Raw genomic sequence first — 24497 nt, forward strand, 5'->3', positions numbered from 1 at the left:
TTGGTCGCATAATGCCCCGATCCCTGTAGCCGCAGGCTTCGCCAGCGGCTACAGGGATCGGGGCAAGGGTTGAATTTTAGGGAAAACGGGCCATGCTTTTGACGCCAGTTTTTTGCCCCGAAAATTGAATGGTCATTTGTCCGGCTCGCCACTAAAGTGGCAGACGGCCTGTAGAGTAGGACACTCAAACAGCCTCTTTTCGCATGGTGAGTCAACGATTGACCCATAACGCCATCCAACGGCTTTTACTCAAACGCTTTGCCCTCGCTGCCGGCACTTACGCCCTGGCTTTGATGTTGCTGTGGCTGGCATTTTTCACCGGCCACTACAACGAACCCGCAACCAGTGTTGCTGTCGGCACGGCCATGGTGATTATCAGCCAGGCGGCGTTGTTCGCGGTGTTTTACAGCGGCTGTAACCTGCGTTTTTCCGACCCCAGCCTGACCGAAGTGCAAGTGCTGATGGGGCTGGGCTGGCAAACCTGGCTGATCGCCAATCTGGATGAAGCACGCGGCGCGTTCCTGGTGTTCTATGTGCTGATTCTGCTGTTCGGGCTGTTCCATCTGTCGCGTCGAGCGTTGGTGCGGTGTGCGCTGTTGGTGTTTTTCAGTTTCAGCGCGATCACGCTGTGGGAGGGCTACCGCTTTCAATTGCCCGACCCGGCGCTGGCCGGGTTGCAAGTGTCTGTGCTGTTTATCGTGTTGATCTGGCTGGTGCTCTACGCCCGCTATGTCCAGGCGTCGCGTCAACGCATGCGGCAACGGCGCTTCGCGTTGCAAGCGCACCAGGACACCCTGCGCGGGATGATGCGCCAGCTCGAAGACCTGGTCGCCACCGACGAACTCACCGGGCTGTTCAACCGCCGCCATTTTCTGCGCCTGGCCTCCCGCGAACTCAATGCCATGGACGCCGGCGTGATGCATGGCCTTGCCTTGATCGACCTTGACCACTTCAAACGCATCAACGATGTGCACGGCCATGCGGCGGGCGATCAGGTCTTGCAAGCCTTTGCCGGTGTCGCGACCGCATGCCTGCGCGACGGCGACGTGTTGGCGCGTTATGGCGGCGAAGAATTTGTGGTGCTGGTGCCCGATTGCGATGCCGAACGCTTGACCGCGTGCTGTGAACGGTTGCGTATCGCCTTCACCGATGTCGAGTTGATCGGCCTCGATGTCGCCCATCTCAGCTTGTCGGCGGGCATGACGTTGCTGGAACTGGGCGACGATCTCGACGATGCCTTGCAGCGCGCGGACCAGGCGCTTTACCGCGCCAAGCGTGACGGGCGCAACCGGTGCGCGGCGGCCTGGGAGAACGTCGATGCCTGAGTTACGCGTCGGCGAGCGCCACTTTACGGTGGCGCCGGGCAGCAACCTGCTCGACGCCTTGAATCAAAACGGCGTGCCGGTGCCCTACAGTTGCCGCGCCGGCAGTTGCCATGCCTGCCTGGTGCAATGTGTGCAAGGCTTGCCGGGCGACAGCCGCCCGGATGCCTTGAGCGCCGAGCAGCGCCAACAAGGCTGGCGCCTGGCATGCCAATGCCAGGTAGTCGAAGACCTGCACGTGCACACCTTCGACCCGCAACAGGACGGTCGCCCGGCCGAGGTGGCCGCCGTGGATTGGTTGAGCGCCAGTGTGTTGCGTTTGCGCCTGACCCCCGAGCGTCCGCTGCGCTATAGCGCTGGGCAACATCTGGTGTTGTGGGCCGGCAACGTGGCGCGGCCTTATTCATTGGCCAGCCTGCCGGAAGAAGACCGCTTTCTGGAATTTCACCTGGATTGCCGTCAGCCGGGGGCATTCAGCGATGCGGCCCGTCAGCTGAAAATCGGTGACCCGATTCGCCTCGGCGAACTGCGCGGTGGGGCCTTGCATTACGATCCGGACTGGCACACTCGACCGCTGTGGCTATTGGCCGCCGGCACCGGTCTTGGCCCTTTGTTCGGAGTCTTGCGCGAAGCCTTGCGTCAGGATCATCAGGGCGCTATCCGCGTCATTCACCTTGCCCATGATGCCAATGAGCATTACTTGGCCAAACCCCTGCAAGCCATCGCCGAGGGCCGTGAAAACCTCAGCGTCGAACACTGGACCCCGGCCGAGTTGCCGCAGGCATTGGCGCAACTGCGGCTTGTCTCCCGGCAAACCCTGGCCTTAGTCTGCGGAGCCCCCGACAGTGTCGACGCCTTTTCCCGGCGCCTGTACCTCGCGGGTTTGCCGCGCAATCAACTGCTGGCCGATGTGTTCCTGCCTCGTGGTTGAGCGCTGATTTTTTCAGACGCGAGACCCACCATGACCGATGCCATCCAGATTGAACGCGAACGCGGTGTGCTGACGCTGCGCCTGAATCGCCCCGAAAAGAAAAACGCCCTGACGCGCGCCATGTACAGCCACTTGGCCGAAGCGCTGAAGCAGGCCGACACCGACCCTGAAATCAACGCCGTGCTGATCGCCGGCAGCGCCGAGTGCTTCACCGCCGGCAACGACATCGCCGACTTCATCCAGCAACCGCCGGGCAACCTCGACAGCCCGGTGTTTCATTTCATGCTCAATTTGCTGGAATGCCGTAAACCGGTAATCGCTGCGGTGGCGGGTGCGGCGGTGGGGATTGGCACGACGATGCTGCTGCATTGCGATCTGGTGTATGTCAGTCGGGATGCTCGCCTGAGGATGCCGTTCGTCAATCTCGGGTTGTGTCCGGAATTCGGCTCCAGCCTGCTCCTGCCGCGTTTGATTGGGCATGCCAAAGCGGCGGAGTTGTTGCTGCTGGGTGAAGGGTTCAGCGGTGAACAAGCGGCCGAGTGGGGAATTGCCACCGAGGCGTTGGGCAGTGGCGAAGCGGCGTTGGCCAAGGCGCGGGAGATGGCGTTGCGCTTTGAATCGTTGCCACCGGAAGCGGTGCGCATCAGCAAGCAATTGATGAAAGCGCCGGACCGGGAATTGCTGCGCAAGGTGATAGAAGAAGAGGGCGCGTTATTCACCCAGCGGCTGCGGTCGCCAGAAGCGTTGGCGGCGTTGACCGGGTTTATCAAGCGGCATTGAATCTTCGGTGACTGGGCGGGCCTCATCGCGGGCAAGCCCGGCTCCCACAGGTTTTGAGTCGAACTCCAGTTTGTGATCACTACCCACCACTGTGGGAGCCGGGCTTGCCCGCGATGAGGCCCGCCCAGACAACCCAGCTGTTTGACCAGAATGCAAAAAGCCCCGCCATTCACATGGCGGGGCTTTTGTTTTTCAGCGGCCGGTCACTCAGACCATCGGGTCGCCAACGTGCAGGATTTTCATCCCGTTGGTGCCGCCGATGGTGTGGTAGCTGTCGCCTTTGGTCAGGATGACCCAGTCGCCTTTCTCCACAACGCCGCGCTTGAGCAACTCGTCGATCGCGGCCTGGCTGACTTGCTCGGGCGGCAGCGATGCCGGGTCGAACGGTACGGTGTAGACACCCCGGAACATGGCCGCGCGGGCCTGGGTTTCGCGGTGTGGGGAGAACGCGTAGATCGGCACCGAAGAGCGGATGCGCGACATGATCAACGGCGTGTAGCCACTTTCGGTCAGGGCGATGATCGCTTTCACGCCCGGGAAGTGGTTGGCGGTGTACATGGCCGCCAGCGCGATGCTCTGGTCGCAGCTTTCGAACACTTTGCCGATACGGTGGCTGGAAGTCTTGCTGGTCGGGTGCTTTTCAGCGCCGACGCAGATGCGCGCCATCGCTTGCACAGCTTCCAGCGGGTACAGACCGGCAGCACTTTCGGCCGAAAGCATCACGGCGTCGGTGTAGTCGAGCACGGCGTTGGCCACGTCGGACACTTCGGCGCGGGTCGGCATCGGGTTCTGGATCATCGACTCCATCATCTGAGTCGCCACGATCACAGCCTTGTTGTGGCGGCGTGCGTGCAGAATGATTTTCTTCTGAATGCCCACCAGCTCGGCGTCGCCGATTTCCACACCCAAATCACCACGGGCAACCATGACCGCATCGGACGCCTGGATCAGCGCGTCGAGGGTTTCGTCGTCAGCCACGGCTTCGGCGCGTTCGATCTTCGCCACCAGCCAGGCAGTACCGCCGGCCTCGTCACGCAGTTGACGGGCGTATTCCATGTCGGCGGCGTCACGCGGGAAGGACACGGCGAGGTAGTCGACTTCCATCTCGGCAGCGAGCTTGATGTCGGCCTTGTCTTTCTCGGTCAGGGCCGGTGCGGTCAAGCCACCGCCGCGACGGTTGATGCCTTTATGGTCGGACAGCGGACCGCCGATCAGCACGGTGCAGTTCAGCTCGGTGGCGGTGGCGGTATCAACGCGCATTACCACGCGACCGTCGTCGAGCAGCAGCTCGTCGCCCACGCCGCAGTCTTTGACCAGGTCCGGGTAGTCGATGCCGACCACTTGCTGGTTGCCTTCGGTCAGAGGATGGCTGGTGGAGAAGGTGAATTGATCACCGATCTTCAGCTCGATCTTCTTGTTGGCGAATTTGGCGATACGGATTTTCGGGCCTTGCAGGTCACCCAGCAGGGCAACGAAGCGGCCGTGCTTGGCAGCGAGGTCACGCACCAGCTTCGCGCGAGCCTTGTGCTCGTCGGGGGTGCCGTGGGAGAAGTTCAGGCGGGCGACGTCCAGGCCAGCCAGAATCAGCTGTTCGAGAACTTCCGGCGAGTTACTGGCCGGGCCAAGGGTAGCGACGATTTTGGTACGACGGACGGACATTCAAAGACTCCTGAGTTCAAGCGCTGAGTGAGGCTACTATGCTCCGTGGGTGTAGTCATTGTTCGTATGCACTACTTTTTCGTTTGTTTATTGAAATGAACATTCCTGAAGATTTTCGCCAGCAGGCCGATACAGCGCTCAAGACAGGAGATCCCCCCATGCGATTTGCGCTCATTGCCGTCCTTGCCCTCAGTGTGACGGGTTGTGCCCGTTGGTCGATGAACCATCATTTAAACCTCGCGTACAGCGCCTACGATCGTGGCAATTGCGAGCAGGTCATGCTCGAACTGTCGAAAGTCGAGCGCTCCAGCCGTGCGCGGCCTTATGTGTGGCCAGAAGTGTCGATGATGCGCGGCCAGTGCCTGGAACGGCAGATGCTGTTCGTCGATGCGGCGCAGACTTACCAGTACATCATTGCCACCTACCCGCAAAGCGAATACGCCTACCGCGCCCGCGCTCGTCTGGAAACCCTGCAGAGTACGGGCCATTACCCACTGCGCAACGCTGCGAGCCCACGCCCGGCGACGTACTGATTGCCGTTTTCCCTGGCCGCTCGGCGGGGGTGAGCTATAGTCCAGGAGATCGGTTTTAGAGCCTTGCCTTTAAAGCCGAGGTCATACCTGTGATCGGCAGGAGTAAGCGTCAGCGGTTGCACGGACTGTCGCACCGGGAACGGGGAGAGCGTGTTCACTTCCATGGACGAAATGGAAGAGCCCGTTCCGAAGCATTAGTGCGGCCCTGCTTAAGGGCCTTGCTGGGCCATTTGCGCATGTTTACCGACCGCCGGATCGAGCGGCATCAGCTGCCGTATTTCTTGAGAGTGTTCAACAGCGTCACCGACAAACCCATCGGCTTTCTCGGCAACGTGTCTGCAGACGGGCTGATGCTCATCAGTCAGTTGCCCATGATGGTGGGTGTCGACTTTGACCTGCGTCTGAAAATCCCCGCCACCGACGGTTGCCAGCAGGTCATCGACCTCACGGCGTGTTGCCTGTGGTGCCATGAAGACGCAACCCCCCACCATTACGACGCCGGGTTCAGCCTGCAACGGGCACCGCCGGAGTATGGGCAATTGGTGGAGGCGCTGACGCAGTACTTCAGTTTTCAGCCGATGCCGGCGTCTGCCTGAAGTTCATTGGCGTTTTCACCATCGCCATCGCGGGCAAGCCCGCTCCCACAGTGTCTGGCGTCGTTCACAAAACTGTGTGTTCGCCGCCGATCCCTGTGGGAGCGGGCTTGCCCGCGAAGACGTCAGCACAATCGACGGGTAGTTAAGCGGCGGTTACCTTGATCGCCTTCTCGTTATCCAGCGACCGCTCCACCAGCATCAACCCCAACTCACTCATCCGATAAATAGCCATCGCCAGATGCCGCGGCGTGTTGTCCAGGCTTTCAGCCAGGTCGAGTAGCAAAATGCTGACCGTCGAAAACGTTTCGTAGGTCTCGATGGTCAAGGCTTCGGGATTGGCGTCCGGGACAACGGTGAACATTTTCATGTGTCTTTCCTCATTAGCGCATTCGTCGGCAAAGCACGATTCAGTGTTTTTCCGTTTGAGATAGTGATCTAGAGCTTTTTTGGCAGCTTCGTGGAGTTTTCTCGAATCGAGGAAACTGTAGGGGGAAGGAAGATTCATTCTGGGTAACACGGATCTGGGGGGCATTGGTTCACTCCTTGTTGGGCTACACCACTTCTGTACGAGACGAAATGGGCGGCGGTCGGTAGGAGAACCTTATGTTGGGACGGGGCTTGCCACAATCAGACAGGGTCGATGAGATCTGTAGGCAGTGGCGCTTCATTATGTAGTCGTTTGCACGGCTATGCTCCACCATGTGGCGGGTGCAAAAAGTGGGTTGCCTGTCATGAATGTATGACGTCGCGTGGCGGAGCATCTTCCCCTAGCTATTAGGCGATAAAGCGCTAGGGGAACAGCTGAGGAAAGACGGCAGGAAATTGAAGGTTAGCTAGGCGTTAGGATCCGGGCTTTTTTGGATTCCGTGGTTCATTAAAATCTGTAGAGATAGAGAGAAGTGCCAACGTTATAAATTCTTGGTTTCGATCGAGTGCTTCCAGCGCACCTTGGATGTTACCCGCTACTTCGATAGCCCCATGTTGCTCCACCCAATTTGATAGCTCTTCTACTGCCGCTCCCAGCGCCAGTTGGTTCTCATAGATTTTCGTTAGCACTGAAGCGAATATAGTTTTCTCGTCCATGAACAATTCCTTGTGATTGAGATATGAGGCTGTTAGTCAGGTTTTTTTCGATTTTTAGGATGAGCGGAAGTGATTAGTGCTCGTTTACAGTATTTATTTGCATCTCAAGACCAGACCAATCAATTGCGGCTCGCCATTAAATTGTTCCGGCTTTTTTCCAACCTAAATAGCGAGTCACCAATTCTGCCCCCAACTCCATTGGTTGGGCATCAAGCACTGGCACTCCATGAGCGCTCAACCGCTCATGGAGTTCTGCCCGTGCATTAAGGTAATCCACCGTCCCGCAATACGTCAGCGCCTCCGGCAAGGTTTGCACCGGCGCGTGCCGCAAATGGTCGAGCAAGTCTTCACGCAAACTCGCCACCAGCACCCGATGTTGCTTGCTCAGGCGTTTGACCGCGGTCAACAACTCTTCATCATCTTCATCGCGCAGGTTGGTGACCAGCACCACCAGTGCCCGGCGTTTTTGGCGGGCCAGTAGTTGCGTGACGGCCGCCTGGTAATCGGCGGGGCGTTGGGTGCTGTCGAGGTCGTAGACGCTGTTGAGCAAGACGTTCAATTGGCCAGTGCCTTTGACCGGGGCCAGGTAATGCGCGCGGTCGCTGGCGAACGTACTCAGACCCACCGCATCGCCCTGGCGCAGGGCGATGTAGCTGAGCAAGAGGCAGGCATTGAGTGCGTGATCGAAATGCGCGAGTTCGCCGTCCTGGCTGCGCATGTGCCGGCCGCAGTCGAGCATGAGGATGATCTGCTGGTCGCGCTCGTCCTGATATTCGCGGGCGATGGGTGTGCGTTGGCGGGCGGTGGCTTTCCAGTCGATCTGGCGCAGGCTGTCGCCTTCACGGAACTCTCTCAGTTGATGAAATTCGAGGCCCAGCCCCCGACGTTGTTTTTGGCGTACACCGAGCTGGCTGATCCAGTTGTCCACCGCCAACAGTTCGCCGCCATAGAGGCGAGCGAAGTCGGGGTAGACGCGGGTGGAGTCGACTGCGTTCAGCAGGCGTTTGTCGGACCATAATCCGAGCGGGCTGGGCAGGCTGATTTCGCAGTGTTCAAAGCTGAAGTGGCCGCGTTTGAGCGGGCGCAGTCGATAGCCCATCTGGCTCTGTAGGCCGGGTTGCAATTCGACGGTCAGCGGCAGGTTTTCAACACTCAGTCCCGATGGCACATGGTCGAAAAGCTGCACGTTCAGCGGTTGGGTGAACGCATGCTCAACATCCAGTCGCACTTCACTCCACCGACCCAACGCCAGGCTGCCGGGCATGTGTCGGCGCAGGCGCGGCGAGGGCAGGCGTTTGAGGCGCAAGGCGTCGAGCACGGCCAGCGCGAACAGGGCCAGCAGCAGTCCCCAGTTGATCGACAGAAGGGGCGATGGGACGGTGATGTCCAGCGCCCGCAACGCGCCCAGCACGATGCCGATGGCCAGCAGGATTGCGAGCCAGATCAGCAGCAGGCGCGAGGGTTTCACAGGCGCGGCGCCGGTACTTGGTCGAGCAATTGCCCGAGCACCTGATCGACGTCCAGCCCTTCGATATCCAGCTCCGGCGCGATGCGTACGCGATGACGCAATACCGCCAGCGCACAGCCCTTGATGTCGTCCGGAATCACAAATTCACCGCCACGCAGCAAGGCACGGGCCCGGGCGCAGCGCACCAGTGCAATGGACGCCCGAGGACCGGCGCCGAGGATCAGGCCGGGCCAGGTCCGGGTCGCGCGGGCCAGGCGTACGGCGTAGTCGAGCACCTGGTCGTCCAGCGGCAAGTCGCTGGCAATGCGCTGCAAGGCCGACACGTCTTTGGCTTGCATCAGGGTGCGCAGCGGTTGCACATCGAGCATGTCGGCGCGGGTCGAACGGCTGACCTGGCGGACCATGTTCAGCTCTTGCTCGACGTCGGGGTAATCCATGCGCACCTTGAGCATGAAGCGATCAAGCTCGGCTTCGGGCAGGGGATAGGTGCCTTCCTGTTCGATGGGGTTTTGCGTGGCGAGCACCATGAACGGTTGCACGATGGGCAGGGCGCGGCCTTCCAGGGTGACCTGGCGTTCCTGCATGGCTTCGAGCAGCGCGGCCTGGGTTTTCGCCGGGGCGCGGTTGATCTCGTCGGCCAGCAGCAGGTTGGTGAACAACGGGCCTTTACGCAATTTGAACTGCTCGGTGTTCAAGTCGTAGACCGCGTGCCCGGTGACATCGCTGGGCATCAGGTCGGGGGTGAACTGGATGCGTGCAAACTCGCCGCCGAAGCACTTGGCGAGGGCGCGCACCAGCAAGGTCTTGCCCAGCCCCGGCACGCCTTCGAGCAGCACATGACCGCCGGCGATCAGCGCTGTCAGCACGTCGTCGATCACGGTGTCCTGGCCAATCACGGCTTTCTGCAATTCGCCGCGCACCGCCTGGGCCAGTTGACTGGCACGCTGGCGTTGCTGGGCGACGTGAGTCGGCGAGCCGGGCTCGATCTGTTCACTCATAGCGTGTTCCTCAAGGTTTGCAGGTGGGCGACCTGACGGCTGAAGTCAGCGCTGGACAGCCGCTGTTTCGGTCGCGGGCTCATGGCCTGGCTGATAGCGCGTGTGGGTTGGCCGGTCAGGCGTGCGAGCACCAGCCATTGCTCGGCGACGCCGAGTTGTTCGAAACCGGGATGACGGCGCCGCACACGGCGCAGGATGTCTTGTTGCAACGCTTGCAGCAGGTGCTGCTGACCCTGGCGACGCAACATGAAATCGGCGCTGGCGCGCAGGTGCTCCTGGAGTTGGCGACGGCCTTTCGTGGCGGGCTCCAGCAGCGGCCCCTGGCGTACGCCAACGTGCCAGAACCCGAGGGCGATCAGCGCAATCAAGGCCATCAATGCCTGTGGGAAATAACGCCACAGCAAGGTCAACAGGCTGTCGTGATCGGTGTTGAACAACAACGTCACGCGTGTGTCCGCCGTCAGATACCAGAGCAGCCAGGCGTTGTCGTACTGGTCGATGGCGGGGGTTTTCCACAGGTCGGCGTCGGTGACCACGATGATCGAACCGAGCCCGTGGTTGAGCTGCATCATGTGCGTGGCCTTGCCGCTGTTGGCCCAGGATTGCGCGAGGTTCTTCGGGTCTTCGAGGTGGAATGCCGTGTCGAAGCTGGCGTAGGCCGGTGCTTCTTCATCTTCCAGATACAGCTTGGTCAGTTTGGGATAGGGATCGTCGAGGATGTCGGGCGGTGGCTCCTTGAGGTCTTTGCTCAAGGTCTGGTGCAACTGCACCCGGTCGAGCAGCAGATCGTTGCTCTGGCCGGTCTTTTCATCCCACAACGACTGGGCGACAAACAACAAGCGGCCACCGGCCCGAGTCCAGTTCATCACCTGATCAATCTGGCGTGGGGTCATGTTGTAGCGGTCACCCAGCAATAGCAGGCTGTGCTGACGGGGATCGAGGGTGGGTAACACGTCAATTCCGTTGGCATGGCTGACGGTCAGGCCCTGCTTGCGCAAAAAGTGTTCAGCGGCGAGGTAAGGATTGGCCTGCGCTTCAGGCGATGGGCCGTGATCGATTTCCTCCTGAAAGGGCGTGGCTTTCAGGTACAGGTAAATACCCAGTGCGCCGACCAGCAGGGCGATGACCATGCCGACAAACAACCCTGAACGCCGGCTCAATGGGCGGCTCCCGGGCCGAACAACGTTCGCCAGCCGTCACACAGTTCCTGTTGTGAATGCGCGGGTGGAAGACGATGACCGTAAGCCATGTTTTGCCAATGACGAGTCAGGGTTTTACTAAAGGCCAGCAACGCCGGTTGTTGCAGTTGTTCGATGCGTTGGAGGACTTCGCCTTCGGTATCGGCGGTTTTCAGCGCGATGTGGTGGTCGTGCAGCAAGTGGCTGAGCAGGGCGCGATAGAGCAGACCAAGGGCTGCGCGCGGATCGGTTTGCCAGAGGCTTTCGGCGCTGGCGGCAATGTCGTCGGGCAGGGTTTCACGGTTGAGGTCCAGGCCAAAAGCCTGCTGCGGTATTGGACGGGCGATTTTTCTTTTCAATGAGGGGCGACGACTCACGAACGCCTGCAACCAGTCACGGTAACGCCAGATCAGCAGGCCGACGCCAGCCATCACCGCGCCCCACAGCAGCACTTCAATCAAGGTGGCGAGGACGCCGAACCGCTGGCTGTCGAGCAGTGCAAGCAACGCCTTCAGCCATTCGGGTGTCTTGCTGTCGTCCGTGGTTTTGGTATCGGGTTTTTCTTCGCCAAACCGATAGCGGGTCACCGTTTCCTTGTTTTTGAACGGTGGCTGTTCGAGGAGGGCTTTGATGCTGTCTTTTGACGCCTGGCTGGTCAGCGGTTGATTGAGCAGGCGTGGGCTGTCCGGTGTGATGATGGGCTCAGCGGCCCAGACGTGTTGTGTGCCCGGTATCCACAGGATTGCCGCCAGCAACAGGGTAAGGGCGGTTGTGCTGAGGCGTTGGCGCAAACGGCGGAACACCAGTTCGATGTCCCACGCTTCCAGCACCGTGCGGCGGTTCAGGTAAAGACTGAAGCCGCAGGCCACATAGATCGGCTCCCAGACCATCAGCACCAGCACGTAAAAAGCATTGATAAGGTGTTCCAACCATCGCCAGTCCTGCACGGCGGCGGTGATCAAGGTCTGCCAGCTCCAGTCGAGTTCGATCTGCTGCGGCAGGAGCAGGTAGAACAGCACCATCAGGCCAATCCACAGCGCACTCTCCAGGTGCACGCCGATAATGGTCAGCCATTGCGCGGCACCGGCATTGCGCTGCAGCAGTACCTGCAAGCGCTGTTCGCGCGCGTGACCGTGGAGGCCCTCGAGTTGCACCACCGGCATGACAAAACTACGGCTCAGGCTCAGGCGGCGCCAGGTCAGGCTGGCCAGCAGTTGCGGCTTGAGCAGGCGCGGCCATTCGCGCAGCGCCTGTTTGAGTGTCGGCGTTTCACCGAACAGGCTTTTGGACAGGATGTACAACGGCAAGCGATCGAACGCCGGTTTGAGCCACCAGAAGAGGAACACGGCAAGGGACGGCGAATCCCAGAAGATTGCACTGAGCAGGGCGAAGATCGGCAAGGTGACGATGGCCCAACTGGTCATCAGCAGGCGACGATGGCGCTGGCTCATCAGCACGCCCAGGTCCATGGCTTCCCAGGTGGTGCGCGGACGGATCACGACGGTGGCGTCACTCAGGCGCATGGCGAGTTCGTCCGGCAAACAGCAAATAAGTCGCGACCAACGCCCAGAGCGCGGCGCCGACCACGTATTTGGTCATGGGCTCCGGTGCTGTCATCGACGACCAGTACGCTTCGATAAACGCCGCAATCAACAGAAACACCATCACGCCGCAGATCAGCAGTACGCTCTTGCGTGCCGCCAGTCGCAGCGCTTCGGCGCGGGGCAGGCGTCCCGGCGCGATCAATGCCCAGCCCAGTTTCAGGCCGGCGGCACCGGCCAGGGCAATGGCCGTCAGTTCAAAAGCACCGTGGCCGATCACGAACGACCAGAAGGTTTGCCCGTAGCCGACGTGCGTCAGGTGCCCGGCCACTGCGCCGATGATCAAGCCGTTGAACAGCAGGAAAAACGCGCTCCCCAGACCGAAGAACAAACCGCTGGCAAAGGTCTGAAAGGCGATGCCGATGTTGTGCATGATGTAGTAACCGAACATCACCCAGTCTTCACTGGCGGCGCGTTCCGCCGTGCGTCCCAAATGGCCGGCGACGGGGTCGTACATGCTTTGCATCTCGCTGACCTGCTCGGCCGGGATCAGGTTGTAGACCAGGTCCGGGAACAGATACACCAGCAGCGCGAAGCTGATCAGACTGCCAAAAAACATCAGGCCGGCGGCCAGTACGAACCGCCACTGTTCACGCACCAGGCGCGGGAAGTCGGCCAGGATAAAGCCCAGTAGGTTGGCGCCCAGTTGACTGCGGTGCCGATACAGCTGTTGATGCCCACGCAGCACGAGTTGCTGCAAGGAATCGATCAGGAAACTGCTGTAGCCGCGTTCCCGAGCCAGCGCCAGGTGTTGGCAAAGCTGCCGATAGTCCTTGGGGAAACCGGCGATTCGGGAGACGTCCTTGCCGCGCTCCAGTCGATCCAGTGTCAGGGAAAACTGTTCCCACTCGGCCCTGTGGTGGGTTTCGAAATGGCTTTGCTTCATGCGGGCCCCAACAAGCCGCGGGCGATGCCATTGAGTGCGACCACCGCGTGTGGCGCAGAGACCTGCAACGGTTGAGCCAGGATCGACGCCAGTTCATGTGTACGCGCCTTGGAGAGTTCACCCTGGCGTTCGGCGAAAGCGAGGATGGCGCGTTGTTCGGGCAGGGTCAGGGTGAAGGCCGGACGCAGGGGGGTGGCTTCGGGCAGTTGCGGTCGGGTGAGCGGTTGTTCGCGGTAGATCACCAGCGTGCCGGCGGCCAGGTCGCCGAGGCGTTTGAAGGTCGGGTGTTGCAGGCAGCTGATGGCCCCGAGGAAATAGCCGAATGGTAGCAGGTCGACAAATCGCAACAGGTTGCGCAGCAGCGAAGCGGACCAGCCGATCGGCGTGCCGTCGTCCTGCACCACGCGCAAGCCCATCCACTGTTTGCCCGGCGAGCGGCCCTGATTGAGCACTTCGAACAGCACCATGTACCACCAGCTGACCCCGAACAGCAGGATCGAGCCCAGCCCGGCGCCCAGCTTTCCGAGAAACGCCAAGACGATAAACAACAGGCCGAGGATCAGCCCGCGTATCCCTAAATCAATGGCGAACGCCAGCGCACGGACCATCAACCCGGCCGGGCGCAGTGGCAAGTCGATGCCTTCGGGCGTTTCGACTTGATACCGCGTATCCAGTGGCGGGGACAGCGTCGCTTTCCTTGGCAGTGCTGTGGTCTCGAGCATGGGCAACCTTATGTGGCCTGTTCGGGATTCAATGTCTACCCGATGCTAGCAGCCTCTCGGGGGAAAACGACATAACTATGTATTGCACGGTGAGTGGCCAGAGGTGATTGAATGACAGATTACTGGCCGGGGCGGGATGTGAACGCCTAGACTTTGCCGATCTTCAGTTCAGGAACAGCCCGTGACCTCGATCTTCTGGTACGACTATGAAACCACTGGCATCAACCCCCGTTGCGATCGTCCGCTGCAAGTGGCGGGGATTCGCACCGACTTCGATCTCAATGAAATAGACGAGCCGGTCAACCTTTACTGCCAGCCCAGTGAGGACATCCTGCCGCATCCGGCGGCGTGCGCCATCACCGGAATCACGCCCGCTCGACTCGCCGAACAGGGCTTGAGCGAAGCGGACTTCATGACCCGTGTGCATGCCCAGTTGGCAGCGCCGGGCACGTGCGGTGCGGGTTACAACACGCTGCGTTTCGACGACGAGATGACCCGTTACAGCCTGTATCGAAATTTTTTCGACCCCTATGCCCGCGAGTGGCAGGGCGGCAACAGCCGCTGGGACCTGATCGATGTGGTGCGTGCAGCGTATGCCTTGCGGCCCGACGGGCTCGTTTGGCCGACGGATGAAGAAGGGCGAGTAACGCTCAAGCTCGAACGTCTGACCGCCGCCAACAATATTGATCATGGCAATGCCCACGAGGCGCTGTCGGACGTTCGCGCCACCATTGCGCTGGCGCGGCTGATTCGTGAAAAACAGCCGAAGTTGTATGACTGGCTGTTCAAGTTGCGCAGTAAGCAAAAGGTGATGGACCAGATCCGCCTGTTGCAGCCGATGGTGCATATTTCCGGGCGGTTCTCGGCCGCGCGCAGTTACGTCGGCGTGGTGCTGCCCCTGGCCTGGCACCCACGCAACAAGAACGCCTTGATTGTCTGTGACCTGCATCTGGATCCTCAGGGCCTGCTGGATCTGGATGCCGAGACCTTGCGTCAGCGCCTGTATACCCGTCGCGATGAGCTGTTCGAAGGCGAACTGCCGGTGCCGCTTAAACTTATTCACATCAACAAGTGCCCGGTGGTCGCACCGTTGTCGGTACTTCGACCTGACGATCAGCGACGTCTGGGGCTGGACATGGCGCTTTATCAGGAACGGTCGCTGCGGCTAATCGACGCACAACTAGTGTGGCGAGATAAAGTGCAGGCGATTTATGCCCGCGAAGATTTCACGTCGAGCCAGGACCCCGAGCAACAGTTATACGATGGTTTTATCGGTGATCGGGACCGGCGTCTATGCGAGCAAGTCCGAACCGCGGACCCTGCCCAATTATCACAAGAGCAGTGGCCTTTCGATGACGAACGCTTGCCGGAATTATTGTTTCGATATCGCGCACGCAACTTCCCCGATACGTTGAATTCCGAGGAGCAAGCGCGTTGGCAATTATTCTGTCAGCAACGTCTGACAGTGCCTGAATGCGGGGCACCCAATACGCTGAATAGTTTTACAGAAGCCGCGGCCCAATTGCATGAAACTGCTACATCGTTTCAGCGAGAGGTGCTCAATGAATGGCAAAATTATGTCGAAGCATTACGCAAACGTTTGAATCTTTGAAAACGAAAATAGACATGCCTCAATGGCAGGCATAAAAAAACGCCAGCTTTCGCTGGCGTTATTTTTTGTCACGCTTTTATCTGTGACAAGCGCTATGGCTTAGCCCAGCAGGGTAGCCCAGCCTTCAACCACGTCGCCGCCCCACTTGGCTTTCCACTCTTTCAGAGTTTTGTGGTTGCCACCTTTGGTTTCGATGACTTCGCCATTGTGCGGGTTTTTGTATTGTTTAACTTTGCGAGCACGCTTGGTGCCAGTAGTTTTTACTGCACCGCCGCGTGGCGCTTTGGATTTGGACTCTGGATCCAACAGCGCGATGATGTCACGCAGGGACTTGGAGTATTCGCCCATCAGGGTGCGCAGTTTGCCTTCGAATTCCAGCTCGGTTTGCAGTTTGTCGTCTTGGGACAGGTTCTTCAAACGGGCTTGCAGCTCTTTGATAGCTTCTTCGGTGGCACGATATTCGTTGATCAAGGACATGAGGACTACCTTATGTTGGAGACTGGATGGCAGGGGGACAGTGCCGCAATAATAGTCAGGGTGTTTCATCAAGTAAACATTTAACCGGCGTTTTAATTAAATTAGTTGTCAGGAATAGGGCGCAGATTGAAGAGCTGATTAAATAGTGTGATGCAGTCATCACAGATCTTCACAAATGGACTCTTGATATCGACTAAAAGATCACCACCGCGCGGGGAACGGGTGCTTTCCTGGCCGGCTCCACAGACCGTGTGCCAGGCAAGACGTCATCAATACTGCAGTTTTGTTGCGTAATCGCTAGAATGGCGGCCTTTGCGAAGTTCTGGAGTTTCCCCCTCATGCGCACTTTTCGGCTGGTGATTGCTTGCCCGGACCGCGTCGGCATCGTTGCTAAAGTCAGTAACTTTCTGGCGTCACATAACGGCTGGATCACCGAAGCGAGCCATCACTCGGACAACCTCAGTGGCTGGTTCTTCATGCGTCACGAAATTCGTGCCGATTCGCTGCCTTTCGGTATCGAAGCCTTCCGCGAAGCCTTTGCACCGATAGCTGAAGAGTTCTCGATGAATTGGCGCATCACCGATACCGCGCAGAAAAAACGCGTGGTATTGATGGCCAGCCGCGAATCCCACTGCCTGGCTGACTTGCTGCACCGCTGGCACAGTGATGAACTGGACTGCGAAATCTCCTGCGTGATTTCCAACCACGACGACTTGCGCAGCATGGTCGAGTGGCACGGCATTCCTTATTACCATGTGCCGGTCAATCCACAGGACAAAGAGCCGGCGTTCGCCGAAGTCTCGCGTCTGGTCAAACAGCACGATGCTGAAGTGGTAGTACTTGCCCGATACATGCAAATTCTGCCGCCGGCGTTGTGCAGCGAATACGCGCACAAGGTCATTAACATTCACCACAGCTTCCTACCTTCATTCGTTGGCGCCAAGCCGTATCATCAGGCCTCCCTGCGCGGTGTGAAGTTGATCGGCGCAACCTGCCACTACGTGACCGAAGAGCTGGATGCCGGCCCGATCATCGAGCAGGACGTGGTGCGTGTCAGCCACAGTGACAGCATTGAAGATATGGTGCGTTTCGGCCGTGACGTCGAGAAAATGGTGTTGGCACGCGGTCTGCGTTATCACCTGGAAGACAGAGTGTTGGTACACGGCAACAAGACAGTCGTGTTCTGATAACAGTGCTTTACAGTTGAAATTCGAAGGGCCTGGGCGTTCAATCGCTTCAGGCCCTTCGCCGTTTCTGCACTGAGGACATTGACCATGGTCGATCCACTGGACAAAGCCACTTCCAAGGCGCCCGCTACTTTGGGCGAAGGTTGTCTGAGTCGTTATGACCCTGATGACATGAGCCCGGAAGACGGTACGGAGTTCCCCGGTGCTGCCGAGTTGTGGGAACAGTTACAGCAAGCCCCTGAAGACAAGATCAAGCCTGCTTGAACTTCATCAACTTCCTCAATAGCGGCCGCCCCAGCATCAATAAAAACACGGGGCCACCCGCGATCAGGTAGAAGTAATAAGTCACCGCCCGCCAGATCAGAATCGCCGCTGCGGCGGTTGATTTCCCCACCATCGGCGCCAGCAAGGCGGCCGACGTCAACTCCGCCGCCCCGGCACCGCCCGGTAGCAAGCTGAATTGCCCTGCACTCAGTGAGAGCATCTGGATCAAGAAAGACCAGGCCCACTGCACATCCGCTCCCAGCCCGCGCAATGCCAGGTACAACACGCTGTAGCGCAACACCCAATGCACGCAGGTCAGCGCAAACACCGTGATCAATGTCTGCAAGGGCAACTTCAATGTGTCCGTGAATGCGGCGAGGAAGTGCAGGAGTTTTCGTGCCCAGCGCAGGCGCGTTGTGCTTTTTACATTCAGGCGAGCCAGTAACCGCCCGCTCAGGCGAATCAGCAGTCGATGGTAGCGCGCAACCATCACGCAGCAGATCAACCCACCGACCATCGAAATCACGCTGACGGTCAGTAGCCACTCCATGCGCTGGCTGAGGTGCTGGAACAGCGCATAAATCAGAATCCCGCTCAGCGCACAGAGAAAAAACAGCAGATCACTGAGTTGATCCATGGCGAACACCGCGCTGCCCCTGGCCGGTCGCACACCATGGCGTGCCAGCAACGCCATGATCGCCAGCGGTCCGCCGCTGCCGCCGGGTGTGGCGCAATAGGCAAACTCGGCGGCCATGACGACGCCGAGGCTTTTGAGCGGGCTGACCTTGTCGCGCTGATCGCCCAGCAACAGGCGCAGGCGCAGGGTGTTCACCCCCCAGCACAGCAGAATCATGCCGAACATGATCAGCAGCCAACTCACTGGAAAACTTTGCAGCCGCGCCCAGGTTTGGTTGCCGCCCAGCAGCAGCGGGATCAGCACCGCCGCCAGCAGGGCGACGAACAGCAGAATGCCCCGGCTCATGCGGCGCGGCCGAGCGGGGCGCGTTGCCGCGCCAGCCATTGCGATTTGGTCATCGGTACGCGCCCGCCATCGAGCAAACGCTTGAGGGTTTGCAACCAGTAATGCCGGGAGAACTCATGGCGCATGTCCACCGGGTGCAAGCCCAGCCGAATGACCGGCGCCTCGCGCCATTGTTGTTCGCGCTGATCGCTGAGCAGTTTCGACAGGCCCCGGCGCCAGGCACTGCGCGCACTCCAGACCAGGCCGGGTGCATCCATCGGTGTGAAATCCGGCAGTTGATATAGATGCTGCGAATCGCTGGTGTAGCGCAGTGGCAGTTGCCGCAAGGCCTCGCGCGTTCCTTCGCTCATCAGCCAGGCCGGGGCGACAAAACCTTCCAGCGGCCAGTTGTAACGATCAAAGACCTCAATGCCGGCGCGCAACCGGTCGAGCGCGGCGCGTTGCGACAGGGTGTAAAACTCGCCTTCATGGGTGTAGATCCGACGCATGAACCAGTCTCGCGGGGTGTCGGGCGGAGGGCCCTCATCGCAATGAAAGTAGCCGTGCAAGGCCAGTTCGTCACCTCGTGCAACACGATGGGTGAGCACACGTCGAAATTCCGGATGAGCCTCAAGGCCGTTGTGTTTGTGAAAATCCGGCACCACCAGCCAGGTCATCGGCACCTCGCCCAAGGCGTCGACGGCTTCAACGAACGGTTGATAGTCGGCCAAGGTGGGCGGCGCAACGTCATGCAGTACCAGTAAGACGCTGGGTGGACTCATCGGGTTAACCATGAGCCACCAGCGGCCATTGGCTGCCGAGAACGGCGTGATAGTGCCCCAGCAGGCTGTTGACCACCATGTCCCAGCTGTATTGGCGCTCGACATGACTGCGCGCTGATTTCCCCAGCGCCACGCTGCCCTGGCTGAACAACTCGCGAACGGCGTCGGCCATGGCTGTTGAATTGTTCGGCGTGCAAAGCAAACCGCAGTGCTCGGTCACAATTTCCGGAAAGGCACCGGCCGCCACGGCGACCACCGGAATACCGCTGGCCATGGCTTCGAGTATCACCAGCCCGAACGTTTCCTGGTCGCCGGCATGCAACAAGGCATCGGCGCTGGCCATCAAGCGCGCCAAGTGTGCGGCCGGGCAGAACCCATCGACCACCGTGACGTTTTCCGGCACCGTGGCCGGCATCGACGAACCCACCAGCAGCAGGTGAAAACGCGGCCCCAGACGTGCCATGCACTTGAGCAGCACCGGCAGGTTTTTTTCCTTGGAACCGCGCCCGGCGAAAATCAGCAGATGCGTATTTTCATCAATGCCCAGTTCGGCGCGCAGGCCAGGGTCCCGGGCATCGGGATTGAAGGTGTGCAAATCCACGCCCAGAGGTTGGACATAGACGTTTTTCACGCCCAGCCCGCTCAATTTGTCGGCCATGACCCGGCTCGGCGCCAGCACCCGGTCGAAGTTGCCATAGAGCTTGCTGACATAGGCCTCGACATTGGTGGTAACCCAATTCCCCATCCGGTTGCTGACCAGCAGCGGCAAGTCCGAGTGATAAAAACCGATAACCGGGACATCCAGTTGGCGCCGCGCGTCGAGTGCGGCCCAGGCGGTGAGGTACGGGTCGCCCACTTCGATCAGATCAGGCTGTAAATCCTGCAGGACATTTCGCCAGGGAGCGAGGCGGAGGGGAAAACGATAACCCTTGCCAAAGGGCAGGGCGGGGGCGGGAACTGTGTAGACGCCATCCGTTTCACTCAGGTGTGCGCCTGGAATCAACAGACTGTGGCGGATGCCTGGCTTGATCACCAGGCGACGGTGCTTGGCATCCAGATACGTGCGCACGCCACCGCTGGCCGGGGCGTAGAACATGGTGATGTCCGCGATATGCACGATGAGCGGCCCTCCGGTCTGTTGTTCTCCCTTGATTGACCTTTATGAAGGATAGATGTTCGGCTGGGGTTTTGTGGTGGGGTGTTAGCGGGGCTTTTGTGGTGTTTGATAGACCGCTATCGCGAGCAGGCTCACTCCCACAGGTTCAGTGCAAAACCTTATAGGAGTGAGCCTGCTCGCGATGGGGCCCTAACTGACACTAGATACGGAAACTGCCGACCAGCTGCTTAAGCCGCGAAGCCTGCTGCTCAAGATCCGAGCACGCGCGCAACGTCGATTGCAGGTTCTCCACGCCTTCCTGGTTCAGCGTATTGATCTCGGTAATGTCGACGTTGATCGACTCCACCACCGCTGTCTGCTCTTCCGTCGCGGTGGCCACCGACTGGTTCATCCCGTCGATTTCGCCGATGCGCAACGTCACACTGTTCAACCGCTCGCCCGCCAGGTTGGCGATTTCAACGCTGTCCTGACTGTGGCGCTGGCTGTCGCTCATGGTGCTGACAGATTCGCGGGCGCCGACTTGTAGCTCCTCGATCATGGTCTGTACCTGTTGCGCCGATTCCTGCGTGCGGTGCGCCAGGTTGCGCACTTCATCTGCTACCACCGCGAAACCGCGGCCGGCTTCACCGGCACGGGCGGCTTCGATGGCCGCGTTGAGTGCCAGCAGGTTGGTTTGCTGGGAAATGCTGGTGATCACTTCGAGGATCTGGCCGATGTTCACGGTTTTGCTGTTCAGCGATTCGATGTTGGTGCTCGAGGCGCTGAGCATGCTCGACAGCTGATTCATCGCTTTGATGCTGCGGTCCACCACTTGCTGGCCATCTTCGGCCAGGCTGCGGGCATCGCTGGCCTGACTCGACGCTTGCGCGGCGTTGCGGGCGATTTCCTGGGCGGCGGCCCCGAGCTGATTGATCGCGGCGGCGACGCTGCTGGTGCGCGAGGCCTGCTGATCGGAGTTGAACATCGACGAGTTCGAGGCGGCCACCACGCGCAGTGCCACTTCGTTGACTTGCCCGGTGGCCGAGGACACTTCGCGAATTGAGGTGTGAATACGTTCCACAAAACGGTTGAACGCGGTGCCGAGGATGCCGAATTCGTCGTTGTTCTGGATGGTCAGGCGTTTGGTCAGGTCGCCTTCACCGTCGGCGATGTCTTCCATGGCGCGGGTCATGACGTGCAGCGGCTGGATCAGGATGCGAATCAGCATGCCCAGCAGCGCGATGATGATCGCCACGGCAATAATGGTCGCGACCACGGCGGATGCACGGAACGAACTGAGCATCGAGAAGGCTTTGTCCTTGTCCACCGACAGGCCGATGTACCAGTTGACCGATGGCAGGCCTTTGATCGCGGTGAAGGTGACGATACGGGTCTTGCCGTCGACGTCGACCTCACTGAAGTCGCTGCTGATGCGCGGGGTATTTTTCGGGTACGCCTCGCCCAGGGACTTCATGACCAGGGCTTTGTCCGGGTGCACCAGGATTTTACCGTCGGCGCTGACCAGGAAGGCATACCCCATGCCGTCAAAATCACGGGCGCTGAGGGTGTCGATCAGGGTTTGCAGGCTCAGGTCGCCGCCCACCACGCCGACGCTTTGCCCGGCCTTCTTCGAGGCGGTGGCGATGGAGATGATGGTCTGGCCAGTGGCCGCGTCGATGTACGGTTCGGTCAGGGTCGCGGTGCTGCTGCTTTCGGCACCTTTATACCAAGGGCGAACCCGTGGATCGAAGCCGGCCGGCATCTTGGCGTCGGGGCGAATGGTAAAGCTGCCGGTGGCATCGCCCAGGTAGGACGCCATGAAGGTCGAGGTCAGGGCTTTCTGCTCAAGCAGGCTGGCGACATTGGACTGTTCTGGGTTGATGGCGATGTTTTGAGCGAGGTTATCGATCAGCAGGATACGACCGGCCAACCAGGTCTGGATGTTGTTGGCGGTGACGTCGCCCATCTCATTGAGGTAATTGTCCAGGTCTTCGCGGATGGCGTTGCGCTGTAAATAGTCGTTGTACAGGGTGAACGAGGCGAAGGCAGCAATAACAATGAGGGCGGCGGCAAGCAAAATTTTATGGCTGAAGCGCAGGTTTTTGTTCATGGCTTGGGGTTCCGCTAAGGTCTTATTGTTCAGGGCGTGCTTTTATAAAGGCACGCAAAACGGGCAGGGTGAAAAGCAGCTGATAGTTCTGTCCTGTCCTTAGGGAATACCGGCGCTGATTTCTGTGAAGTCTCGTTTTTTGTATCGGCCGCGCCGGATCAAAGATTAACCATTAGGTGACCAAATGCCTGACTCATCGCAACTCGTTCTCGGTGCCGACCTTGCCGGCCAGTCCATCGCCCAGGCCATGCGTCTGGCAAATCGTCACGGCCTGGTCGCCGGCGCTACCGGGACCGGTAAAACCGTCACCTTGCAGCGCATGGCCGAAGCCTTCAGCGACGCAGGCGTGGCGGTGTTTGCCGCCGATATCAAAGGCGATCTGTGTGGCCTCGGCGCCGCTGGCACCCCCCAAGGCAAGATCGCCGAGCGCATCGCCGGGATGCCGTGGCTGAACCACAAGCCCCAGGCGTATCCCGTGACGCTGTGGGATATTCATGGCCAGTCCGGTCATCCATTGCGCACCACCTTGAGTGAAATGGGCCCGTTGTTGCTCGGCAGTCTGCTGGAACTGACCGACAGCCAGCAGTCGGCGCTGTACGCGGCGTTCAAGGTGGCGGACCGCGAAGGGCTGTTGCTGCTCGACCTCAAGGACCTCAAGGCGCTGCTCAATCACCTGCGTGATAACCCCGAATTGCTCGGCGATGACGCCGCGTTGATGACCACCGGTTCCAGTCAGGCGCTGTTGCGGCGGCTGGCCACGCTGGAGCAACAAGGCGCCGAAGCGCTGTTCGGCGAACCGGCGCTGCAACTCGAAGACATTCTGCAACCAACTGCTGACGGTCGCGGGCGCATTCATTTGCTGGATGCCAGTCGTCTGGTTCACGAAGCCCCGAAGGTGTACGCGACATTCCTGCTGTGGCTGCTCGCCGAGCTGTTCGAGCAATTACCGGAGCGCGGTGATGCGGACAAACCGCTGCTGGCGTTGTTTTTCGACGAAGCTCATTTGCTGTTCGCCGGGACGCCCAAGGCGCTGCAGGATCGACTGGAACAAGTGGTGCGGCTGATTCGCTCGAAAGGCGTGGGCGTGTATTTCGTCACCCAATCGCCGGGTGACCTGCCGGATGACGTGCTGGCTCAGTTGGGGCTGCGCATCCAGCACGGTTTGCGTGCGTTCACCGCCAAGGAACAGAAATCCCTGCGCGCCGTGGCCGAGGGCTTCCGGCCGAACCCGGCGTTCGATGCCTTGTCGGTGTTGACTGAGCTGGGGATCGGCGAGGCGCTGGTCGGGACGCTGGCCGATAAAGGCACGCCGGAGATGGTTCAGCGTGTGTTGATCGCGCCACCACAATCGCGGATCGGGCCGTTGAGCGAGGCCGAGCGTGCGGCACTGATCGCCGGTTCGCCGTTGCAGGGACGCTACGACAAGCCGATAGATCGGGAATCGGCCTATGAAGTGCTGATGGGGCGCAAGGGGTTGGCACCTGATCCCGAGGCCGCGCCGTCCAAACCTGCGCCCCAAGAGCCAAGTTTCACCGAACAGGCCGGGGAGTTTCTCGGCACGGCGGCCGGGCAGGCCCTGAAGTCGGCGATGCGACAGGCGGCTAATCAGTTGGGCCGACAATTGGTACGCGGGTTGATGGGGTCGTTGCTCGGCGGCAAAAAAAGCCGCTGAACCTTGTAGGAGCATGGCTTGCCCGCGATGAACGATAACGCGGTGTATCTGTTGCACTGCGGCGCGCCCATCGCAGGCAAGCCCAGCGCCTACAAAAATCGGCGTGTCAGGTCTTTGGTTTTGCGTGCGCCGCAAGGCGTTCCAGCGCAGCCCGCAGATTTGGATCGCTGATCCCGTCGGCCGTGGCCTGAATGGTCGCGCCCGCATCGGACGACAAACTGATGGTGTGCCCCGCCGCGCCTTGTTGCACGGTCGGTGGCTGCACCTTGAACAGAATCCGGGTCAGGCTGGCAAACTCGTCAAACATCTGTAACTGGCGTTGCAGACGCTTTTGCTGATAGCGCAGGCGCGTTGCCCAGTGTCCGTCGGTGACGATCAGCAACAAACTGCCTTCGCGCCACGAAGCAACATGGCAGTGTTCGCGAGCGGCGGGCTGCAGCTGGCTTTCGAGCAGGCGTTGTAAATGACCCAGGCGTTGAGCGTGGCCAAAAATAGCTTTCAGCGGCTTGGCTTCGCGAAGCAGAACGGCGGGTGCTCTGGCCGTAAGAGGGCGAAATGCCATGATCAGACACCTGAAGT

24 protein-coding genes are annotated in these 24497 nt (G+C 59.9%); 9 read left to right on the plus strand and 15 right to left on the minus strand.

Features of this window, described 5'->3' with window-relative positions; translation table 11 throughout:
• Window positions 1-218: 218 nt before the first annotated feature.
• From D882_RS0108865 to D882_RS0108875, 3 genes are read left to right on the plus strand one after another with little or no spacing between them, the layout of a single operon-like run.
• Window positions 219-1325, plus strand: coding sequence for a GGDEF domain-containing protein (locus D882_RS0108865; protein ID WP_027922901.1), 1107 nt, complete (start codon window positions 219-221; stop codon window positions 1323-1325).
• Window positions 1318-2253 carry an iron-sulfur-binding ferredoxin reductase gene (locus D882_RS0108870; RefSeq protein ID WP_027922902.1) on the plus strand — a complete coding sequence of 312 codons (936 nt, stop codon included), beginning with the start codon at window positions 1318-1320 and terminating at the stop codon, window positions 2251-2253. Before D882_RS0108865 ends, D882_RS0108870 begins: the two co-directional genes overlap by 8 nt.
• Before the next feature lie 30 nt (window positions 2254-2283).
• Entirely contained in the window at window positions 2284-3033 is a 750-nt protein-coding gene (locus D882_RS0108875) for an enoyl-CoA hydratase-related protein (protein WP_027922903.1), read from the plus strand.
• 207 nt (window positions 3034-3240) lie between these two features.
• Here the strand turns inward: D882_RS0108875 and pyk are convergent, their stop codons facing one another.
• On the minus strand, window positions 3241-4692 hold the full coding sequence (pyk, locus tag D882_RS0108880) for a pyruvate kinase (protein ID WP_027922904.1): 1452 nt from the start codon (window positions 4690-4692) through the stop codon (window positions 3241-3243).
• Between the two features lie 158 nt (window positions 4693-4850).
• Here pyk and D882_RS0108885 point away from each other — a divergent pair, with 158 nt between their 5' ends.
• Together D882_RS0108885 and D882_RS0108890 are read left to right on the plus strand one after the other, a co-directional pair.
• A complete protein-coding gene (locus D882_RS0108885; RefSeq protein WP_027922905.1) occupies window positions 4851-5225 on the plus strand; it encodes a tol-pal system YbgF family protein in 375 nt (124 codons plus the stop codon).
• Between the two features lie 236 nt (window positions 5226-5461).
• A complete protein-coding gene (locus D882_RS0108890) occupies window positions 5462-5821 on the plus strand; it encodes a PilZ domain-containing protein (protein ID WP_027922906.1) in 360 nt (119 codons plus the stop codon).
• Between the two features lie 142 nt (window positions 5822-5963).
• On the opposite strand, the gene D882_RS1000000131950 is transcribed toward D882_RS0108890, so the two are convergent.
• From D882_RS1000000131950 to D882_RS0108930, 8 genes are all read right to left on the minus strand, one after another.
• Complete coding sequence (locus tag D882_RS1000000131950) at window positions 5964-6353, minus strand: DUF6124 family protein (RefSeq protein WP_081743928.1); 390 nt, start codon at window positions 6351-6353, stop codon at window positions 5964-5966.
• Between the two features lie 308 nt (window positions 6354-6661).
• Window positions 6662-6904, minus strand: a complete 243-nt coding sequence (locus D882_RS0108900) for a hypothetical protein (RefSeq protein ID WP_027922908.1) — start codon at window positions 6902-6904, stop codon at window positions 6662-6664.
• A gap of 136 nt (window positions 6905-7040) precedes the next feature.
• Window positions 7041-8372, minus strand: a complete 1332-nt coding sequence (locus D882_RS0108905; RefSeq protein WP_027922909.1) for a DUF58 domain-containing protein — start codon at window positions 8370-8372, stop codon at window positions 7041-7043.
• Window positions 8369-9370, minus strand: coding sequence for a MoxR family ATPase (locus tag D882_RS0108910; protein ID WP_027922910.1), 1002 nt, complete (start codon window positions 9368-9370; stop codon window positions 8369-8371). Before D882_RS0108910 ends, D882_RS0108905 begins: the two co-directional genes overlap by 4 nt.
• Window positions 9367-10530 carry a DUF4350 domain-containing protein gene (locus tag D882_RS0108915; protein WP_027922911.1) on the minus strand — a complete coding sequence of 388 codons (1164 nt, stop codon included), beginning with the start codon at window positions 10528-10530 and terminating at the stop codon, window positions 9367-9369. The genes D882_RS0108910 and D882_RS0108915 overlap by 4 nt, the downstream gene beginning before the upstream one ends.
• On the minus strand, window positions 10527-12071 hold the full coding sequence (locus D882_RS0108920; RefSeq protein WP_027922912.1) for a DUF4129 domain-containing protein: 1545 nt from the start codon (window positions 12069-12071) through the stop codon (window positions 10527-10529). The genes D882_RS0108915 and D882_RS0108920 overlap by 4 nt, the downstream gene beginning before the upstream one ends.
• Window positions 12058-13035 carry a stage II sporulation protein M gene (locus D882_RS0108925; protein ID WP_027922913.1) on the minus strand — a complete coding sequence of 326 codons (978 nt, stop codon included), beginning with the start codon at window positions 13033-13035 and terminating at the stop codon, window positions 12058-12060. Before D882_RS0108925 ends, D882_RS0108920 begins: the two co-directional genes overlap by 14 nt.
• Window positions 13032-13757, minus strand: a complete 726-nt coding sequence (locus D882_RS0108930) for an RDD family protein (RefSeq protein WP_027922914.1) — start codon at window positions 13755-13757, stop codon at window positions 13032-13034. Before D882_RS0108930 ends, D882_RS0108925 begins: the two co-directional genes overlap by 4 nt.
• A 181-nt stretch (window positions 13758-13938) precedes the next feature.
• Between D882_RS0108930 and sbcB the strand changes: the two genes are divergently transcribed.
• The gene (sbcB, locus tag D882_RS0108935) at window positions 13939-15369 is read left to right on the plus strand and encodes an exodeoxyribonuclease I (protein ID WP_027922915.1); all 1431 of its coding nucleotides are present in this window, start codon (window positions 13939-13941) and stop codon (window positions 15367-15369) included.
• A 99-nt stretch (window positions 15370-15468) separates the two neighbouring features.
• On the opposite strand, the gene mvaT is transcribed toward sbcB, so the two are convergent.
• Window positions 15469-15846, minus strand: a complete 378-nt coding sequence (gene mvaT, locus D882_RS0108940; RefSeq protein WP_007945872.1) for a histone-like nucleoid-structuring protein MvaT — start codon at window positions 15844-15846, stop codon at window positions 15469-15471.
• A 338-nt stretch (window positions 15847-16184) separates the two neighbouring features.
• Here mvaT and purU point away from each other — a divergent pair, with 338 nt between their 5' ends.
• Both purU and D882_RS1000000132865 read left to right on the plus strand, forming a co-directional pair.
• Window positions 16185-17033 (plus strand): formyltetrahydrofolate deformylase, encoded by an 849-nt coding sequence (purU, locus tag D882_RS0108945; RefSeq protein WP_027922916.1) that lies wholly within the window; start codon window positions 16185-16187, stop codon window positions 17031-17033.
• Window positions 17034-17120: 87 nt separating this feature from the next.
• Window positions 17121-17297, plus strand: coding sequence for a hypothetical protein (locus D882_RS1000000132865; RefSeq protein ID WP_172825932.1), 177 nt, complete (start codon window positions 17121-17123; stop codon window positions 17295-17297).
• Here D882_RS1000000132865 and D882_RS0108955 read toward each other — a convergent pair.
• The 4 genes from D882_RS0108955 to D882_RS0108970 form a co-directional block, all read right to left on the minus strand.
• Window positions 17284-18279, minus strand: a complete 996-nt coding sequence (locus tag D882_RS0108955; RefSeq protein WP_027922917.1) for a lysylphosphatidylglycerol synthase transmembrane domain-containing protein — start codon at window positions 18277-18279, stop codon at window positions 17284-17286. The genes D882_RS1000000132865 and D882_RS0108955 overlap by 14 nt on opposite strands.
• A complete protein-coding gene (locus tag D882_RS0108960; RefSeq protein ID WP_027922918.1) occupies window positions 18276-19052 on the minus strand; it encodes a DUF2334 domain-containing protein in 777 nt (258 codons plus the stop codon). The genes D882_RS0108955 and D882_RS0108960 overlap by 4 nt, the downstream gene beginning before the upstream one ends.
• Complete coding sequence (locus tag D882_RS0108965) at window positions 19045-20157, minus strand: glycosyltransferase family 1 protein (RefSeq protein ID WP_027922919.1); 1113 nt, start codon at window positions 20155-20157, stop codon at window positions 19045-19047. The genes D882_RS0108960 and D882_RS0108965 overlap by 8 nt, the downstream gene beginning before the upstream one ends.
• A 199-nt stretch (window positions 20158-20356) precedes the next feature.
• Window positions 20357-22246 carry a methyl-accepting chemotaxis protein gene (locus tag D882_RS0108970; RefSeq protein ID WP_027922920.1) on the minus strand — a complete coding sequence of 630 codons (1890 nt, stop codon included), beginning with the start codon at window positions 22244-22246 and terminating at the stop codon, window positions 20357-20359.
• Between the two features lie 184 nt (window positions 22247-22430).
• Here D882_RS0108970 and D882_RS0108975 point away from each other — a divergent pair, with 184 nt between their 5' ends.
• Complete coding sequence (locus tag D882_RS0108975; RefSeq protein WP_027922921.1) at window positions 22431-23918, plus strand: helicase HerA-like domain-containing protein; 1488 nt, start codon at window positions 22431-22433, stop codon at window positions 23916-23918.
• Between the two features lie 106 nt (window positions 23919-24024).
• Here D882_RS0108975 and D882_RS0108980 read toward each other — a convergent pair whose 3' ends face one another.
• Entirely contained in the window at window positions 24025-24480 is a 456-nt protein-coding gene (locus D882_RS0108980; protein WP_027922922.1) for a DUF721 domain-containing protein, read from the minus strand.
• Window positions 24481-24497 lie beyond the last annotated feature (17 nt).

It is taken from the genome of Pseudomonas sp. URMO17WK12:I12 (assembly GCF_000514395.1).
Taxonomy (GTDB): domain Bacteria; phylum Pseudomonadota; class Gammaproteobacteria; order Pseudomonadales; family Pseudomonadaceae; genus Aquipseudomonas; species Aquipseudomonas mucoides.

Bases quoted from the DNA above. Each gene is read 5' to 3' on its own strand.
- D882_RS0108870 (WP_027922902.1), top strand. From the start codon at position 1,318: ATGCCTGAGTTACGCGTCGGCGAGCGCCACTTTACGGTGGCGCCGGGC.
- D882_RS0108875 (WP_027922903.1), top strand. From the start codon at position 2,284: ATGACCGATGCCATCCAGATTGAACGCGAACGCGGTGTGCTGACGCTG.
- pyk (WP_027922904.1), bottom strand. From the start codon at position 4,692: ATGTCCGTCCGTCGTACCAAAATCGTCGCTACCCTTGGCCCGGCCAGT.
- D882_RS0108885 (WP_027922905.1), top strand. From the start codon at position 4,851: ATGCGATTTGCGCTCATTGCCGTCCTTGCCCTCAGTGTGACGGGTTGT.
- D882_RS0108890 (WP_027922906.1), top strand. From the start codon at position 5,462: ATGTTTACCGACCGCCGGATCGAGCGGCATCAGCTGCCGTATTTCTTG.
- D882_RS1000000131950 (WP_081743928.1), bottom strand. From the start codon at position 6,353: ATGCCCCCCAGATCCGTGTTACCCAGAATGAATCTTCCTTCCCCCTAC.
- D882_RS0108900 (WP_027922908.1), bottom strand. From the start codon at position 6,904: ATGGACGAGAAAACTATATTCGCTTCAGTGCTAACGAAAATCTATGAG.
- D882_RS0108910 (WP_027922910.1), bottom strand. From the start codon at position 9,370: ATGAGTGAACAGATCGAGCCCGGCTCGCCGACTCACGTCGCCCAGCAA.
- D882_RS0108920 (WP_027922912.1), bottom strand. From the start codon at position 12,071: ATGCGCCTGAGTGACGCCACCGTCGTGATCCGTCCGCGCACCACCTGG.
- D882_RS0108925 (WP_027922913.1), bottom strand. From the start codon at position 13,035: ATGAAGCAAAGCCATTTCGAAACCCACCACAGGGCCGAGTGGGAACAG.
- D882_RS0108930 (WP_027922914.1), bottom strand. From the start codon at position 13,757: ATGCTCGAGACCACAGCACTGCCAAGGAAAGCGACGCTGTCCCCGCCA.
- mvaT (WP_007945872.1), bottom strand. From the start codon at position 15,846: ATGTCCTTGATCAACGAATATCGTGCCACCGAAGAAGCTATCAAAGAG.
- purU (WP_027922916.1), top strand. From the start codon at position 16,185: ATGCGCACTTTTCGGCTGGTGATTGCTTGCCCGGACCGCGTCGGCATC.
- D882_RS1000000132865 (WP_172825932.1), top strand. From the start codon at position 17,121: ATGGTCGATCCACTGGACAAAGCCACTTCCAAGGCGCCCGCTACTTTG.
- D882_RS0108955 (WP_027922917.1), bottom strand. From the start codon at position 18,279: ATGAGCCGGGGCATTCTGCTGTTCGTCGCCCTGCTGGCGGCGGTGCTG.
- D882_RS0108960 (WP_027922918.1), bottom strand. From the start codon at position 19,052: ATGGTTAACCCGATGAGTCCACCCAGCGTCTTACTGGTACTGCATGAC.
- D882_RS0108970 (WP_027922920.1), bottom strand. From the start codon at position 22,246: ATGAACAAAAACCTGCGCTTCAGCCATAAAATTTTGCTTGCCGCCGCC.
- D882_RS0108975 (WP_027922921.1), top strand. From the start codon at position 22,431: ATGCCTGACTCATCGCAACTCGTTCTCGGTGCCGACCTTGCCGGCCAG.
- D882_RS0108980 (WP_027922922.1), bottom strand. From the start codon at position 24,480: ATGGCATTTCGCCCTCTTACGGCCAGAGCACCCGCCGTTCTGCTTCGC.